The organism is Pseudonocardia sp. (genome assembly GCF_025965585.1).
Taxonomy (GTDB): Bacteria; Actinomycetota; Actinomycetes; order Mycobacteriales; family Pseudonocardiaceae; genus Pseudonocardia.
Genome location: NZ_JAOPWR010000172.1, coordinates 1 through 15,811, shown reverse-complemented (window position 1 = coordinate 15,811; position 15,811 = coordinate 1). Strand labels below are relative to the sequence as shown.

14 protein-coding genes are annotated in these 15,811 nt (G+C 68.8%); 6 read left to right on the top strand and 8 right to left on the bottom strand.

Annotated features, from left to right (window positions below; genetic code table 11):
- Positions 1-55 precede the first annotated feature (55 nt).
- From JWR81_RS10840 to JWR81_RS10830, 3 genes are all read right to left on the bottom strand, one after another.
- Positions 56-1,036 (bottom strand): LLM class F420-dependent oxidoreductase, encoded by a 981-nt coding sequence (locus tag JWR81_RS10840; RefSeq protein WP_297650103.1) that lies wholly within the window; start codon positions 1,034-1,036, stop codon positions 56-58.
- 286 nt (positions 1,037-1,322) lie between these two features.
- Positions 1,323-1,760 (bottom strand): SRPBCC family protein, encoded by a 438-nt coding sequence (locus JWR81_RS10835; protein WP_297650100.1) that lies wholly within the window; start codon positions 1,758-1,760, stop codon positions 1,323-1,325.
- Between the two features lie 40 nt (positions 1,761-1,800).
- Positions 1,801-2,622 (bottom strand): mycofactocin-coupled SDR family oxidoreductase, encoded by an 822-nt coding sequence (locus JWR81_RS10830; RefSeq protein WP_297650098.1) that lies wholly within the window; start codon positions 2,620-2,622, stop codon positions 1,801-1,803.
- Between the two features lie 338 nt (positions 2,623-2,960).
- Here JWR81_RS10830 and JWR81_RS10825 point away from each other — a divergent pair, with 338 nt between their 5' ends.
- The 5 genes from JWR81_RS10825 to JWR81_RS10805 all read left to right on the top strand — a co-directional run bounded on the left by JWR81_RS10825 (position 2,961) and on the right by JWR81_RS10805 (position 9,310).
- Positions 2,961-4,466, top strand: a complete 1,506-nt coding sequence (locus JWR81_RS10825) for an aldehyde dehydrogenase family protein (protein ID WP_297650096.1) — start codon at positions 2,961-2,963, stop codon at positions 4,464-4,466.
- A 173-nt stretch (positions 4,467-4,639) separates the two neighbouring features.
- Complete coding sequence (locus tag JWR81_RS10820; RefSeq protein ID WP_297650094.1) at positions 4,640-5,692, top strand: ABC transporter ATP-binding protein; 1,053 nt, start codon at positions 4,640-4,642, stop codon at positions 5,690-5,692.
- A gap of 858 nt (positions 5,693-6,550) precedes the next feature.
- Positions 6,551-7,666 (top strand): cytochrome P450, encoded by a 1,116-nt coding sequence (locus JWR81_RS10815; protein ID WP_297650092.1) that lies wholly within the window; start codon positions 6,551-6,553, stop codon positions 7,664-7,666.
- Positions 7,603-7,854, top strand: coding sequence for a ferredoxin (locus JWR81_RS10810; protein ID WP_367278772.1), 252 nt, complete (start codon positions 7,603-7,605; stop codon positions 7,852-7,854). Before JWR81_RS10815 ends, JWR81_RS10810 begins: the two co-directional genes overlap by 64 nt.
- A 97-nt stretch (positions 7,855-7,951) precedes the next feature.
- The gene (locus JWR81_RS10805; protein WP_297650088.1) at positions 7,952-9,310 is read left to right on the top strand and encodes a TetR/AcrR family transcriptional regulator; all 1,359 of its coding nucleotides are present in this window, start codon (positions 7,952-7,954) and stop codon (positions 9,308-9,310) included.
- Between the two features lie 11 nt (positions 9,311-9,321).
- Here the strand turns inward: JWR81_RS10805 and JWR81_RS10800 are convergent, their stop codons facing one another.
- Positions 9,322-11,454 carry an acyl-CoA dehydrogenase gene (locus tag JWR81_RS10800; protein WP_297650086.1) on the bottom strand — a complete coding sequence of 711 codons (2,133 nt, stop codon included), beginning with the start codon at positions 11,452-11,454 and terminating at the stop codon, positions 9,322-9,324.
- A gap of 350 nt (positions 11,455-11,804) precedes the next feature.
- Between JWR81_RS10800 and JWR81_RS10795 the strand changes: the two genes are divergently transcribed.
- The gene (locus JWR81_RS10795) at positions 11,805-12,665 is read left to right on the top strand and encodes a spirocyclase AveC family protein (protein ID WP_297650084.1); all 861 of its coding nucleotides are present in this window, start codon (positions 11,805-11,807) and stop codon (positions 12,663-12,665) included.
- Positions 12,666-12,704: 39 nt separating this feature from the next.
- Here the strand turns inward: JWR81_RS10795 and JWR81_RS10790 are convergent, their stop codons facing one another.
- The 4 genes from JWR81_RS10790 to JWR81_RS10775 form a co-directional block, all read right to left on the bottom strand.
- Positions 12,705-13,298, bottom strand: coding sequence for a TetR family transcriptional regulator (locus JWR81_RS10790; protein WP_297650082.1), 594 nt, complete (start codon positions 13,296-13,298; stop codon positions 12,705-12,707).
- A gap of 367 nt (positions 13,299-13,665) precedes the next feature.
- Positions 13,666-14,481: a mycofactocin-coupled SDR family oxidoreductase gene (locus JWR81_RS10785; protein ID WP_297650105.1), complete on the bottom strand. Its 816-nt coding sequence runs from the start codon at positions 14,479-14,481 to the stop codon at positions 13,666-13,668.
- 13 nt (positions 14,482-14,494) lie between these two features.
- The gene (locus JWR81_RS10780) at positions 14,495-14,944 is read right to left on the bottom strand and encodes an OB-fold domain-containing protein (protein ID WP_297650080.1); all 450 of its coding nucleotides are present in this window, start codon (positions 14,942-14,944) and stop codon (positions 14,495-14,497) included.
- Positions 14,941-15,811, bottom strand: an 871-nt coding sequence (locus tag JWR81_RS10775; RefSeq protein ID WP_297650078.1) for a thiolase family protein, incomplete at its 5' end; no start/stop codon positions are given. The genes JWR81_RS10775 and JWR81_RS10780, both read right to left, overlap by 4 nt.

The window sequence follows — 15,811 nt, the reverse complement described above, 5'->3', positions numbered from 1 at the left end:
GAAAGGACGGATCCAGGATTGTCGGAACCGGACGCCCCGGCCTTCCCGTGATCCCTCAGCCGAGGAGTTTGCGCAGCGTCCGGCCGGTGAGGTCGACGACGCCCGGCTCGTGCCCGTTGATCACGAGGTTGACGATCAGCCCGTCGACGCCCGGGTCGAGGACGCGCTTCTGCAGGTCGGCGGCCACGTCGTCGGGGGTGCCGACGAACTGCCGGGTGGTCGCGGCGGCGCGCTCGTCGTCGGGGAGTGCGTCGAGGTCCACGCCGAGGTGGCGGAAGTGGGCCCGCTGCTGCTCGCGGGCCCGGTCGCCGTCCTCGTCGATCATGACGAAGGCGAGGAAGCTCGTCTCCAGGGTGGAGCGGTCGCGCCCCGCCTCCGCGCAGCGCTCGTCGAGCGCCTCGAGCTTGCGCGGCAGGTCGGCCGGGTTGCAGATGATGTTCAGGTGCTGGGCGAAGCGCGCAGCGAGGGCGAAGGTCTTCTTCTCTCCGCTGCCGCCCAGCATGACGGGCAGGTCGTCGCGGATCCGAGGCTCGTTCATGGCGTTCTCGGTGTGGTACCACTTCCCCTCGAACGTCGGGCGCTCCCCGCGCAGCATCGGCACGATGATCTGCAGCGCCTCGTCCAGCCGCTCGAACCGGTCGGTGAACGTGCCGAACTCCCAGCCGAACTGCTGGTGCTCCAGCTCGTACCAGCCGGCGCCGATGCCCAGCACGGCCCGGCCGCCGCTGACGACGTCGAGGGTGGTCACGGTCTTCGCGAGCATCGGTGGGTGGCGGTAGGTGTTGCCGGTGACCAGCGCGGACAGCTGGATCCGCGAGGTGGCCGCGGCCAGCGCGCTCAGCGCCGAGTAGGCCTCCAGCATCGGCTCGTCGGGCTTCCCGATGCCGGGCAGCTGGTAGAAGTGGTCCATCACGAAGGCGGCGTCGAAGCCGGCGGCCTCGGCCTCGCGCGCCTGCCGGATCACGGTGGGGAACAGCTCCGCCACCGTGCCGGGGTAGCTGAAGTTGGGCATCTGGTAGCCGAGTCGAATGCTCATGACGGGAACGCTACGGCTTCGAGCGCGCTCGAAGGCAAGTGTCGTCACCGACCCGTGCGACGCGCTCGCCGACGAGCATCATCAGGGTGTCGGCCAGCACGTCGATCGCGCCGTCCACCGCCACCGAGCGACGGCGCCTGCGGGCGGCCGAGCCCACTTTCGGCCCGAAACGCGCCCGGCAGGGCGAATGGAGACCAGTTGCGCCATCACCGGCACGAGGCTCCTGAAGCGCCCGCCGGGCGAATCCTGGCCGAGAACGGAACCGGGCAGCTCCGCACGCTTCGTCCTATGCGGACTGTTCCGCCTTGGACTTGAGCCCCTTCAACATGTCCTTGACACCCTTGAGGGTCAGCTGGTCGATCATGAACTCCGGGAGCGCCCACTTGATGTCCATGTCCATGGCGATGACCACCTCCGTGTCTCCGCCGTCGCGAGGTACGAGCGTGAAGGTCGCGTCGTTCTTGGTCATCATGTCGCCTTCGACCAGGCGATACTCGAACTTTCCCGGCTCCGGGTAGTCGTAGCGGACCGAGTAGCTGCCGTTCTGACCCATGGCCGAGATGGACACCCTGGTCTGCTTCGGGCGCCCCTGGTCGTCGCTCTCCAGGATCTCGACCTTCTGGACCTCCTTCTGCCAGCTCGGGTGGGACTCGACGTCGAGGAGGATGCCGAGGATCTTCTCGGACGGGGCGGACACGACGGCGGACTTGCTGATGACACCCATGTGGTTCCTCCGGTTCAGCAGTTCGATGGGGACGGGCTGTTCAGGCGATGCTCATGCCGGCGTCGACGGGGAGCGTGACGCCGGTGACGTACCGGCCCGAGTCCCCGACGAGATAGAGCACGGCCTCGCTGATGTCGATCGGCTCGACCATCAGCGCCGGCAGCGCGTTCTGCATGGCGTTGGCCAGGTTCGGCCTGGATTCGAAGACCTCGAACAGACCCGGGTTGTCGAGGATCATCGGCGTCGCCACCCCCGTGGGCGCGACTGCGTTCACCCGCACCTCCTCGGGTGCGAGGAATTGCGCGTAGGCCCTGACGAGACCCGTCACGGCGATCTTGGCGGCGGTGTAGGCGTCCGACCCGGCGCCGCCGTCGGTCAGTGCCCGGAGACCGGCCATCGAACTGGTGACGACGATCGCTCCGCCCATCCCCCGCTCGACCAGGTGCGGATAGGAGACCTGGATGGTGTTCCAGACGCCGGTCAGCATGACCGCTATCCCGACGTCCCACGCGGCCTGCGGGTCCGGCTCGTCCTTGCGGGTGAGGATGACGCCGGCGTTGGCGAGCACCGTGTCGATGTGCCCGAACTCGGCCACACCGGCGTCGAACGCCGCCTGCAGGGCCGCTCGGTCACGCACGTCGGCCTGGATCCCGAGCATCCGGCGGTCGCGCTTCTCCACCATCGACACGGTCTCGTCGAGGTCCTCCCGCGTGCCCATCGCGTACGGCACCGCGTCGATCTGACCGCAGATGTCGACCCCGACGATGTCGGCGCCCTCCTCCGCGAGCCGCACCGCGTGCGACCTGCCCTGCCCGCGGGCCGCGCCCGTGATGAAGACGACGCGTCCGTCCATTCTGCCCATGAACATCCCCTTCGATGGTCGAGAGCCAACAGGAGGTGTCGGACCGGAGCTCGACGCGAACGTCTGGCGGTCGGTCGAGAACCCTCTCGTTGCAAGCCGTCAGAACGCTAGCGACGATCTGATCGGATGGTCAAGATTCGTGCTTCGTCTGGGTGAGTAACTACAGGTCAGAAGCGGGAGCAGCCAGACCCATCAAGGTTGCGCAACGTCAGATTTTCTTGACCAATACGCCGTTCGGCTCTAAGTTCCCGACGCACCCCTGCTGCCGACCGGGACGCCCAGAGCTGCTCGGTACCAGCCGTCATCTACTCGACGAAGAGAGAAACGAGGGCATAGCCGTGAGCACCACGACGACGACCACGAGCACGTCCCCGCAGCTGGGTGAGACCCGGATGCTCGTCGACGGGAAACTCGTCGAGTCCCGGTCCGGCCGCTCGTTCGACAACATCAACCCGGCGACCGAGGAAGTCCTCGGTTCGACGACCGACGCCGACAGCGGCGACATGGACCGTGCGATCGCCGCCGCGCGGCGCGCCTTCGACGCGACGTCCTGGTCGACGGACCACGCCTTCCGGAGGCGCTGCCTCGAGCAGCTCCACCATGCGCTCGACGCCGAGCGGGAAGAGCTGCGCGCCGAGCTCATCGCGGAGGCCGGCTGTCCTGCGATCGCGACGTTCGGACCTCAACTCGACTGGCCGCTCGACGACGCCCTGCGCTGGCCCGCCGAGCTCATCTCGACCTTCCCGTGGGAACGAACCCTCCCCGACACCGAGCTGTTCGGGATGACCAGCCACCGGGTGGTGTGGAAGGAGGCGGTCGGGGTCGTCGGCGCCATCTGCCCGTGGAACTACCCGGTGGAGGTGGTGATCGGCAAGGTCGGGCAGATCCTCGCCACCGGCAACACCGCCGTGGTCAAACCGGCCCCCGACACCCCGTGGAACGCGACCCGGCTGGGCAGGCTCATCGCCGAACACACCGACATCCCGCCCGGCGTGATCAACATCGTGACCTCCAGCGACCATGCGCTGGGCGAGCAGCTGGTCCTCGACCCCCGCGTCGACATGATCTCGTTCACCGGATCCACCGCGACCGGCAAGCGCATCGCCGAGAAGGCCGCGGCCACGATGAAGCGGACGTTCCTCGAGCTGGGCGGGAAGTCCGCCATGATCGTGCTGGACGACGCGGACCTCGCTGCGACCGTCCCCGGCGCCTCCTTCATGTGCATGCACGCCGGGCAGGGATGCGCCATGCAGACCCGGCTGCTCGTGCCCCGCAACCGGTACGACGAGGCCGTCGAGCTGGTGACCGCCGCGTTCGCCGCCGTCAGCTACGGCGACCCGACGGATCCGGCCAACCTCGCCGGCCCGCTGATCAACGCCAAGCAGCGCGAGCGTGTACTGGGCTACATCGAGAAGGGAGTGCAGGAAGGGGCGCGTCTCACGACCGGCGGCGGCGTTCCGGCCCATCTCGAGCGGGGCTTCTTCGTCGAGCCCACCGTGTTCGCCGATGTGGACAACACCATGACGGTGGCCCGCGAGGAGATCTTCGGCCCGGTCCTGGCCGTCATCCCCTTCGACGACGACGCCGATGCGGTGCGCATCGCCAACGACAACGACTACGGTCTGTCCGGCGGTGTGTTCTCCGCGGACCGGGGACGAGCGCTCTCCGTCGCCCGCCGGCTCCGCGTCGGTAGCGCGATGGTCAACGGCGGCCTGTTCTACGGCGCCGACTCGCCCTACGGCGGATACAAGGCCTCCGGAGTCGGCCGGCAGAACGGCCTCGAAGGCTTCGAGCAGCACCTGCAGACCAAGGCGGTGGGCTTCGCCGACGATGTGGACGACTAGACCGCACAGTCGGCGACTCGCGTGCGGATCGGCGCGGATCCTCCGCCGTTCGTCGACGTAGCGCCGGCTACCGGTGGGCCCGCCCGCCGAATGGACGTGAGCCTCGGGTCGGTGAGCGCGCGCTACGCGGCCCCTCGGGGCGGAATGAAGGTCTTACCGATGAGGAGGCGTCGTTGACGGGTGTCGAGGTGAAGGTCGAGGGACTGTCGAAGTCCTTCGGTCGGGCGAATATCTGGTCGGACGTGACGCTCACACTGCCGCCGGGTGAGGTCAGTGTGCTGCTGGGGCCGTCGGGTACCGGGAAGTCGGTGTTCCTGAAGACCCTGATCGGGCTGCTGAAGCCGGAGAAGGGCTCGATCGTCATCCACGACACCGATCTCGTGCGGTGCTCGGAGTCCAAGCTCTACGAGTTGCGGAAGCTGTTCGGTGTGTTGTTCCAGGACGGCGCGCTGTTCGGGTCGATGAACCTCTTCGACAACATCGCGTTCCCGCTGCGCGAGCACACGAAGAAGTCCGAGGCGCAGATCCGGGATGTCGTGATGGAGAAGATGGATCTCGTCGGCCTCACGGGTGACGAGACCAAACTGCCCGGCGAGATCTCCGGTGGGATGCGCAAGCGGGCCGGCCTGGCCCGGGCGCTCGTGCTGGACCCGGAGATCATCCTGTTCGACGAGCCGGACTCGGGCCTGGACCCGGTGCGCACGGCGTATATCAACCAGCTGATCATCGATCTGAACGCGCAGACGGACTCGACATTCCTGATCGTCACCCACGACATCAACACCGCGCAGACGGTGCCGGACAACATCGGGATGCTCTACCGCAAGCGCCTGGTGATGTTCGGGCCCCGCGAGGTTCTCCTCACCTCCGAGGAACCGGTGGTCTCCCAGTTCCTCAACGGGCGCCGGCAGGGCCCGATCGGGATGTCGGAGGAGAAGGACACCGCCCAGGCGCAGCGGGAGATGGCCGAGACCGGTGGTGAGTTGGCGGGGTTGCCGCCGCTGAAGCCGCAGCTCGAGGCCACCGCAGGGCTGCCGGAGCGGCGGGCGGTGCGGCGTCGTCGGGAGCGGGTCATGCAGATGATCCACACGCTGCCGGCGGCCGCGCAGCACGCCATCCGGCACTCCTACGCCGACAGGACCCTCGTCGGCGCCGTCGCCGGTGGCGGACACCGGGTCCCCCCGTCCGCCACGGTCCGAACGCCAGGCCGGAACGGTCGACCATGAGATTCGGCGAGCCCGCGGTCCGGTCCTGAGCAGAGGCGTATCGGTCTCCTGACTGCGAACGGCTGCGGATCGGGCGCGACAGGGCGCATCAGGTCGTCGGCGGCGTCGGCCTCGTGCCGCGGGCCTGTCTGCGCTCGACCCGGTTCGCATCCGCGAGTGCTCGATCTGCGCGGTCCGCGGTTCGGACGATATCCGCGGACCTCGACGCTTCGGCAGGGGACGCTGTGCCCGGTGCCCGGTCGATCGACCCCGACGAGCACACCCGTCGGCCGCTGGCTGAAGCAGTCGCGCACCTCCGCGACGTCGACGCTCTCGTGCCGATCCTCGTCACGGCGTACGCGGTCTTCGTTGCTTTCACCGCGGGCAGGAACGCACACCATGTCGGCTCACCCGGCGCGAACCAGGGACTGCATGGAGCGAGTCAAGTTACGCACTGTCAGAGACGGAGCCCGGAGAGGAGCGGGTCGCACTGCTGAGGAATCACCCGGACCGGGGCATGAGTGGCTCGCAAAAGCAACGCGTGCCCCGTCTGCGTCGCAACCCCGTACCCGGATCCACAGGGCCTGAGTTGATGTGCCAGAAGGAAACCGGAGGAGGCGGTGCCGGCGCCAGGCGATGGACGGTCGTGCTGCCGAGACGGCGCCATCGTGGACGGATGGGACGCGCCTCCTCTCATAGAGTGATTGAAGTTAAAGGAACACCCTGTCAGAATCGTTGCGTAGAGCACACCCTCGACGCAGCGGCGTCGGAACTTCCCGTGAGTGAGAGTTGAGGTCACCGATGACCGAACGGACCGCATCACCAGAGTTGAGCTTGGCCGATCTACCGGTTCCCGAGGACCGAGATGCCGCATGGCGGATGTTGCGAGATCGCGGCGGGTCGGTGGAACTCGACGGCCACCTCGCGATGACCAGCCTGCAGACCGTGGAGACGGTGCTGCGCCAGCCGCAGCTCTTCTCCTCGAAAGAGGCCTTCGACTCGCTCAACAGCCCGCTGCCGATGGTCCCGATCGCCTTCGACCCGCCGGAGCAGACCCGGTACCGCAGGATCCTGCAACCGTTCTTCAGCCCCCGCAGCATCCGCCCCCTCGAGCAGCCCCTGCGCGAGCAGGCCATCGCCCTCATCGAGCCGCTGCTCGACCGCGGAGAGTGTGACTTCGTCGCCGAGGTCGCGGTCCCGTTCCCGGTCCAGACCTTCCTCACCCTGTTCGGCCTGCCCCTGGAGGACCGCGACCGCTTCCTGGTCTGGAAGGACGCCATCCTCGGCCTCACGGACGCCTCCGGAGCGGCTGATCCGACCGCGAGCCAGGAGGGCATGGAGCACGCGGTCGCCCTCTTCACCTACCTGAACGAACTGATCCAGTCGCGTCGCGGCGTCCCGGGCGACGACGTCCTGAGCAAGCTGCTGTGCATCGAGGGCGACGACGCGCTGACGGACGAGGAAGCCATCGGGCTGTGCTTCCTGTTCATCCTCGCGGGACTCGACACCGTGACGGATTCGCTCGGCTTCGGCATGGAACGTCTCGCCAAGAACCCCGACCGCCGCCGCGAGCTCGTCGAGGACCCCACCATCATCCCTGCGGCGGTCGAGGAGCTCGTGCGCCTCGACCCGCCCGCCCCGTTCATCCCCCGTGTCACCACGGAGGAGACCACGGTGGACGGCCGCGTCCTCCCCGCCGGCAGCCGTATCAGCTCCTACCTCGCCGTCGCGAACCGGGACGAGGCCCGCTGCCCCAACCCCTTCGAGGTCGACTTCCACCGTGGCGAGAACCCTCACACCAGCTTCGGCGTGGGGGTCCACCGTTGCCTGGGCTCCCACCTCGCCCGCCTCGAGATGCGCCTGATCTACGAGGAGTGGCACAGGCGGATCCCCGACTACCGGATCACCCCGGGCACCACCCCTCGCGTGAAGTGGCCCCGGGGCACGATCGGCCTGGAAGGCCTGCACCTGACATTCCCCGCAGGGTCGGCGTGAACGTCCGCGTCGATCGCGACGTGTGCACCGGTCACGGCATGTGCTTCATGACCGCACCCGAGGTCTTCGAGGACGACGAGGACGGCTACGGCCGGGCCCGGAACGACGGCGTGGTCGATCCCGGGCATGAGGACGAGGCCCGAGGCGGCGCCGCCAGTTGCCCCGAACGCGCCGTCGTCTTCTCCTGATCCAGGATCCCGGTCGGGTGTGTATCCCACCCGGCACCCGGCCGGGACGCCGAGGGCGCCGCTCGCGGTGACCCGGCCCCCGTAACATCCGGCATCGATGTCACGCGAAGAGATCCTGCGCCGGGAGGGTTACGGACCCACGAGTCCTGTGGTCGGCGAGCGAGGCGCCTACACCCGGCGGCGCATCACCGACGAGAGCTTGCGCCTCTTCGAGCGCCACGGATTCCACGGGACCTCGGTGGACAGCATCGCCAAGGCCGTCGGCATCTCCCGCCCGGCGCTGTACCAGTACTTCGAGAGCAAGCTGCAGATCTTCCTCGAGCTCCTCGACGAGTGTGGCAGCGCGCTGGACCGCGTGGTTCGGCGGATCGGGCCGCTCGGGCCGACCCGGGTCGGGTTCGACGACCTGCACTGGTGGCTCGGCGAGTGGGCCTACATCTATGACAAGTACGCCACGGTTCATGTGCAGTGGGCGAACATCGATACTCCGGAGAGCCCGATACGGCCGGTCGTGGAGCGCCTCGTCCACTCCTTCCACGAGCGGATCGCCGACCGTCTCGCCTCGTCCGGGCTACAGGGGCTGGACCCGCTCGACGCGGCCATCGCCCTGACCGGCACCGTGCACCGGTACCACTACTTCCTCCACATGGGCTTCGCTCCCCCGCTGTCCCGCGACGACCTGCTCGACGGGCTGGCGGTGTGCATGCAGTTGATGCTCTTCCCCGAGACACCCGCCGACGCACTCGCCGCGATCGCACCGGGAGGACGGCCGCGTCCGACCGACGACACCGCCTTCCCGATGTTCCGAGTGCGCGAGCTACCGGCTGCCGAGCCCGGCGACGGTCGGCAGGATCGGGAGATCGGGCAGCGGGGCAGGGCGACCCGGCGCAGGATCGTCGAGACCGGCGCCCGGTTGTTCACCGAACGCGGCTATCACGAGACCAGCGTCGACGACCTCCTCGCGCACCTGGGCCTCAGCCGCGGCGCCTTCTACAAGTACTTCCCCGAGAAGATCAACCTTCTGCTGGAACTCGCCGACGCATGCGCGGCGGCGGTGAACCCGTTGACGGGCCGGCTCGCTCTCATCGAGCCGGGTCAGGAGGCACGGCCCCAACTTCGGGACTGGCTGCTCGACTTCCTGCCCGTGTACGAGAGCTACCTCGGTGTCATCCGCGCCTGGTTGCAGGGCGCGTGGCGCGAGCCCCGGCTGACCGCCACCGCGGCGAGCATCAGCGCCGGCCTGCTGCGCGGCTCGACGCCGGTTCTGCAGGGCGTGGACCGCCGTTATCCCCTCGACACCGACATCGCCGCCACGGTGCTCGGCGCAATGCTGGCGCGCCTACCCGAGGTCCTGCGTCGGCCGGGTCAGGACGACCTCGGCCGGAGGGCCGAACTGATGGCGGCGCTGATCGACCGCGCGATGCTCAGCCCGGGCGGCTGCCCGGCGCCCGGATGAGCCGGACGCCGTCACCGCGGGTCCCGCGGCAGCCCGAGGATGCGTTCGGCGATCTGGTTGCGCAACACCTCGGACGTGCCGCCGGCGATGGTGAGACAGCGGCTGAAGAAGAAGTCGTGCACCAGCGCGGGCTCTCCTCCGAGCAGGGCTGCACTTCCGGCGATCCGCATCCCGAGGTCGACCACCCGCTGAGCGTGTTCGGCGCCGAACAGCTTCGCCAGGCTGCCTTCGACGCCCGGCTCGGTGCCGGCGACCGCCCTGGCGGCGTGGCGGAGATTCAGCATCTGCAGGGCGTGTGCCTCGACCAGGAGCGCCCCGACCTCGCGCGCCGATCCGACGTCATCGGGCCGGTGCCGGTCCAGCAGACCGAGCAGGCTGTCGGCCTGCATGGTGACCGAGCCGGCGCCGATCGAGATCCGCTCGTTGCCCAGCGCGGCGCGGGCGACCCGCCAGCCATCGTTCACCTCACCGACGACGTCCACGTCCGGTACGAAGACGTCATCGAAGAAGACCTCGTTGAACAGAGCCTCGCCGGTGATCTCGGTGAGCGGCCGGACCTCGACTCCCGGCGCGTGCAGGTCGATGATCATTGCGGTGATCCCGCGGTGTTTGGACGCGTCGGGATCGGTACGGACCGTTGCCAACCCTCGGTGGCAGTTCCTGGCATCGCTGGTCCAGACCTTCTGCCCGGAGACGAGCCAGCCGCCGTCCGCCCGTCGAGCCCTGGTGGAGATGGCGGCGGCGTCCGAACCTGCTCCCGGCTCGCTGAACAGCTGGCACCAGCGCAGTCGGCCTTCCAGGCTGGACCACAGCAGCCGGTCCTGCTGCTCGGCACTGCCGTGCTGCAGCAGGGTGGGCAGGATCCACTCCCCTAGCCCGAGGCCGGGTCGCTCTATGGCGGACAGTTCCTCCTCGATCACCAGCTGCTCCACCGGGCCGGCTGCGCGGCCATACGGTCGAGGCCAATGGGGCAGGAGGTAACCCGACCGGGCGAAGAACGACGGGCGTTGCTCCTCGGGCGTGCGCGAGTACTCCTCGACGAAGGCTCGCGCGTCGTGCCGGTATCGCTCGGCCTCGGGAGGCAGGTCGAGGCTTCGCCCGCGTCGCACCCCGTTGCCGCGCATCGCGGCCACCCTCTGGGTGGGCGGCTCCGAGGCCTCGAACACGGCAGCCAGTGCAGCGGCCCGTCGCAGGTAGAGGTGGGCGTCGTGCTCCCAGGTGTAGCCGATCCCACCGTGCACCTGGATGGCGAGCTCCGCGACACGAAGATACGCGGGCAGCGCGCAGGCTGCGGCCATGGCGGCCACGAGATCGGCTTCGTCGAGATCGGCGACGGCCCTGGTCGCGTCCCAGGTGGCAGCGGAAGCCAGCTCGGCGTCGAGGAGCATGTCGGCGCAGTGGTGCTTGACTGCCTGGAAGCTGCCGATGGCCCGGCCGAACTGCTCCCGTTGGGTGGCATAGGCGACGGTCATCTCGACGCATGCGTGCATTCCACCGACCGCTTCCGCGGCGGCGAGGATCAGTCCCACCCGGCGCGCGATACGGGTGGCTCCGGGCAACAGGTCGACGACCGGGGCGCTCTCGCACCGCACCCGCGCTACCGGCCGGGTGGGATCCACCGCACCGGACGCCTCCACCCGCAACGCCGCACCGGGTTCCACCACGACCAGATCCGGACCGTCGGCCAGCAGCAACACGTCGGCGTCGAGCGCCCCCAGCACGGCTCCGGCATCGCCGGCCAGGCCGTGGGCGGTGCGCCGTGCGGACCCTCCGACGCCGACGGCCGCAGTGGCCGAACCCGAGCAGAGTCCGGGTAACCAGCGCTGTCGTTGCTCGTCGGTGCCTGCCTCCGAGATCACGGCGGCCGCAAGGACTGTCGGCAGGAACGGTCCGGGCGCGACCGCGCGACCGAGCTCCTCGGTCACCACCGCAAGCTCGGCCAGGCCGAAACCCTGCCCCCCGAACTCCTCCGGGACGTGCAGACCGGTCCAACCGGCAGAGACGACGTCCTTCCAGAACGGAGCCGGCTTGCCGGACTCGTCGTCGAGGGCGGCCCGGGCGGCGGCGAGCACGGCGCGGTCGCGGACGACCGATCGTGCGACACGCGCCAGAGCCAGATGGTCCTCGGTGATGGCCAGTGCCACTGCTGCGTCTCCTGTCGTACCCGCGATTGCGGTACCTGCTGGGGCCGCCTCTGTTCCACGGCTGCCGTCGGACCTAGAGTATGACAGTCGACTGCCAGAAGCCAGCGCATCGGCGCGGCGGCCGTCGAGACCGGGAAGGCGGCATGATGACCCTGGGACTCGGACCAGGCGGCCGGACGAGACGCGGGCAGTCCCCGCCCGGCACACCGGACGGTCTCGCACCGCGGCGCACCCGGCCCGTGCTGATCTGGGCCTTCCTCGGCGCACTGTGCCTGGCCCTCATGCTCTATCTCTTCGTTTCCTGGATCGCATTCGGCGAAGCACAATCGGTGCCCACGGGCGCAGATCCGGTGTCAGGAACGACTCAGGTCTGGGCCGCGGTGTTCCAGATCGGTGGTCCGATCGCGGCGGCGATCGTGCTGATCCACGTCGTTCACCGATGCGTTCGGGAACGCAGGCTCTGTCTCGACGCCATGATCGTCATCGGTACGACGACCGCCTGGTGGCACGATCCCCTGATCAACTGGCTGCGACCTTTCGTGTTCTACAACGCGACGATGGTGAACTTCGGATCCTGGTCCGAGCGGATTCCGGGCTGGATCAGTCCGAATGCGAGATTCCTGCCCGAGCCGCTACTGATGATCGGGCTCGCCTATGTCTGGATGACCCTCGGCTTCGGAATGCTGGCGACACGGGCGATGCGCGCGGCGCGCGCCCGGTGGCCCCAGCTCGGCGTGGCTGCCACGTTCGGTGCGGGGTGGTCGGCCGTCTTCGTCCTTGAGCTGCCGCTCGAGACGCTCGCCGTGCGGACCGGGCTCGTCGCCTACCCGGCCTCGATCCCCGAGCTGACGTTGTGGGCCGGGCACACCTACCAGGTTCCGCTCTACGGACCCGCGCTGTGGTCGGCGGTACTCACCGGCATCGGCGCGCTGCGGTTCCATCTCGACGAGCGCGGGTTCACGCTGGTCGAGCGCGGGATCGAACGGGTCACGGTGGGCGCTCGAGCCACAACGCTGCTGCGCATCCTCGCCGTGGTCGGGTTCATCCACGTCTCGGCGGTCCTGGCCTACGACCTGCCGATCAACGTCGCCGGACTCTACGCCGGCCCTGTCGACCCCTACCCCACCCACCTGCGCACGCAACAGTGCGGACCAGGGACTCCGGTGGGCTGCCCCGGACCCGGTGTGCCCATTGTGATGAAGGACCGATGAGACGCCGAAGGCGTCCGGGCGAGCGCCGCGGAACCCGCGTCAGCTCAGCAGCTTCTCCAGGCGTTCGAACTCCGCCGCGAGCACGTCACCGAGAGCCGGTCTCGAGGGGCCGTCGGCCCAGGCGGCGAGGGCGCGCTCCATCACGAGCAGCCCGACGGCCGCCAACAGCTCGCAGTCGACGTCAGGAGTCAGCAGGCCTCGGCGATCCGCGATCGCCTGCGCCAGGGTCGCCGCGTTCTCCTGGTGGTTGCTGCGTTCCCTGCCCCGGAGAGTGGGCGAAGACTCCACGGCTTTCAGGTACAGGCTGATCCGCCTGCGTAGTCGGGCGACGGCGGGAGCCAGCGTCACGAACGTCGCGCGCATCGCCTCGAGATCGCTCACGTCGTCCGCCTGCGCCAGGTACAAGGTGGCGAAAGACCGGATGAAGTCGTACTCGCCGAAGAAGAAAACAGACTCCTTGGTCGGAAAGTATCGAAAGAATGTCCGTGGGGACACGCCCGCCGACTCAGCGATCTCATCAGTGGTCGTATTGTCGAACCCTTGGGACGCACAGAGCTGGAGGGCCGCATCGATGATCGCCTTGCGGGTACGGGCCGCGTGGTCGGCTCGGGGCGAGCGGTCACCAAGTGCCACGACGGCCCCCTCTGCTCGGCTGCGGATCCGACGATCATACGTCGACGACGGCAGTGCGCCGCCGATCACGTTCGTGACAGCAGGCTGCCGAAGATGCCCCGTACGACCGGGCAGGGCCGAGCAGGTGGTGGCCGCACGAGCGATACCTGCCGTGCCACCTACCGTGCCGCTGTCCGGACGCGAGGCGCGCAGCGACGACCGGGCTGCACCGGCGGGGACGGAGCATCATGTCGCGCGGCCTGCCATGGGCACCTGGCGACGCCGTGGGAAGTCGAGCGGCGCCGCCCCACGCGGTATCGCGCGCGGTGCGCGTACCACGGCGGCGGCGCCGCCCGTTGCCGCCGGTCGCCTCCTCGGACGTCCCCGGTCAGCGCACCGAGAAGCCGGCGTCGAGCGGCAGGCTGATGCCTGTGACGAACTTCGCCTCTTCCGACACCAGCCAGGCGACCGAGTTGGCGATGTCCTCAGGCTGCAGGATCTGGATCGGCAGCGCGTTCTGCATCGCGCTGACCGCCTCCCCACCGTGAGCCAATAGTTCCTGCATCGCCTGGTTGAGCACCATTCCGGTGGCGACGCCGGTGGGGTGGATCGTGTTCACCCGGATCCAGTGCTGCGCCAGGTCGTTGGCCAGTACCTGCATCAGCCCGACCAGGCCCCGCTTCGCGGCGGCATACGCCTGGCCACCGGGTGTACCGGTGCCGGTCGCCTTCAGTCCGGCCGTGGAACTGGTGATCACGATCGACCCGCCCCGGCCCGCCTCGATCATGCTCGGCAGCGCCGCCTCGATGGTGTTCCACACCCCGGTCAGGTTCACGTCGATGATGTCCCGCCACACAGCCCGGCGGTCCTCGGCCGGACCCAGGCGGATGATCCCCGCGTTCGCGATGACGATGTCGACCCTGCCGAACTCGGCGATCCCGTCCTGGAAAGCGGCGGTGAGGTCGTCCGGGTCACGGACGTCGGCCTGCCGGGCGACGATCCGTCCCCCCGCGCCCTCGACGAGCTTCACCGTTTCCGCCAGATCGTCGGCGGAGGCGTTCGGGTAGTCCATCGACGGGATGTCCTGGGCGATGTCCACACCGACGATGTCGGCGCCGTCGCGACTCAGGCGCAGGGCGTGGGCTCGGCCCTGCCCCCGGGCGACACCGGTGATGAAGGCTGCTTTCCCGGTCAGCGACCCCATTGGCGCTCCTCTCTCACGTGGTGACCAGTTCGAACTGTGGAGCCCGAAGCCCTGCGACACCGGAATCCACGCCGGCGGCCTCGGCCACCGCGGGCGGAAGGTCGACGAGCCGTGCTTGCACGCGAGCCCCGACTTCGACGTCGAGCGGATCGGCATCGATGACCCCGGTCAGCCGGAGCCCGGGTTGTTCGTCGAGTTCGATCACGCCGACGACGTAGGGAGGCCTACGACCGGGAACGGTCTGGTGGCGGACGACGATGAAACTGAAGATCGTGCCGCGCCCGCTGACCTCCTCGAATCGCACCTTCCCGCCCGAGGGGCTCCGCTCCTGAGGAGGGTGGATCCAGGTGCCGGTATCCACGCAACGGCACAGCATCAGCTTGCCCTCGCGGGTGGCCTCCCAGTAGCCGGTGGTGTCGGGGTCGGGAACCGGTACAGGAGGCGCCGGCGTCACCGGGTTCACGGGTGCTCCTTGCTGTAGATGTTCGCGCCGCCGAACGGCCCCGCGCCCGCGGTGACGAGGGCGAGCTCGGCTCCGGGCACCTGACGGTCCCCGGCCGTGCCGCGCAGCTGCAGAGCGGCCTCGAAATGATGGTTCAGGCCATGGATGTAACCCTCGGAGAGCAACCCGCCGTGCGGGTTCACGACGACATCCCCGCCATAGGTCGCCCGGCCCTCGCCGAAGAACGCGCCGACCTCACCCTTGTCGCAGAAGCCGTAGTCCTCCATCGTGGCCATCACGGTGTAGGTGAAGCAGTCGTACATGCACGCCAGATCCATGTCCGCGGGGGTCAGCCCCGTCTTCTCCCAGATCTTCGGACCCGCTGTCTGCGAGTACATCTCGGTCGGGTCGCTCCACTCGGTCCAACCGGCCCCGCCCTGAGAGTTCGACGAGCCGACCAACCACATCGGGTCCTGCTTGGTGTTGCGCGCGATGTCCTCCCCGGTGATCAGAATGGCAACCGCGCCGTCGACCTCCGACGTGCAGTCCAGCACCCGGAACGGTTCGTTGATCCAGCGCGCGGCCAAGTAGTCGTCCATGGACAGCGGGTCACGGCGTAGAGCGTGCTCGTTGGGTCCGGCATGAGCGCGCTGGGTGATCGCGATCTGACCCAGATCCTCTGCAGTCGAACCGTATTCGTGTTGGTGACGCCGGGCCCACATGGCGAACCACTGCGGCGGCACCATGTAACCCGACGCGGTGTCGAACTGGTCGTGATGAGGCACCTGCATCGGGCCTTCGATGTGACCGAAGCGATAGCCGGAGCGACCGTTGAGCGAGCGGTACACCAGCACCGCCTTGCACAGACCCGCTTCGATCACCGCCGCT

Excerpts from the sequence above, each read along its gene's own strand:
- JWR81_RS10840 (WP_297650103.1), bottom strand. The coding sequence starts at position 1,036 with ATGAGCATTCGACTCGGCTACCAGATGCCCAACTTCAGCTACCCCGGC.
- JWR81_RS10835 (WP_297650100.1), bottom strand. The coding sequence starts at position 1,760 with ATGGGTGTCATCAGCAAGTCCGCCGTCGTGTCCGCCCCGTCCGAGAAG.
- JWR81_RS10830 (WP_297650098.1), bottom strand. The coding sequence starts at position 2,622 with ATGGGCAGAATGGACGGACGCGTCGTCTTCATCACGGGCGCGGCCCGC.
- JWR81_RS10815 (WP_297650092.1), top strand. The coding sequence starts at position 6,551 with ATGTTGCGAGATCGCGGCGGGTCGGTGGAACTCGACGGCCACCTCGCG.
- JWR81_RS10805 (WP_297650088.1), top strand. The coding sequence starts at position 7,952 with ATGTCACGCGAAGAGATCCTGCGCCGGGAGGGTTACGGACCCACGAGT.
- JWR81_RS10785 (WP_297650105.1), bottom strand. The coding sequence starts at position 14,481 with ATGGGGTCGCTGACCGGGAAAGCAGCCTTCATCACCGGTGTCGCCCGG.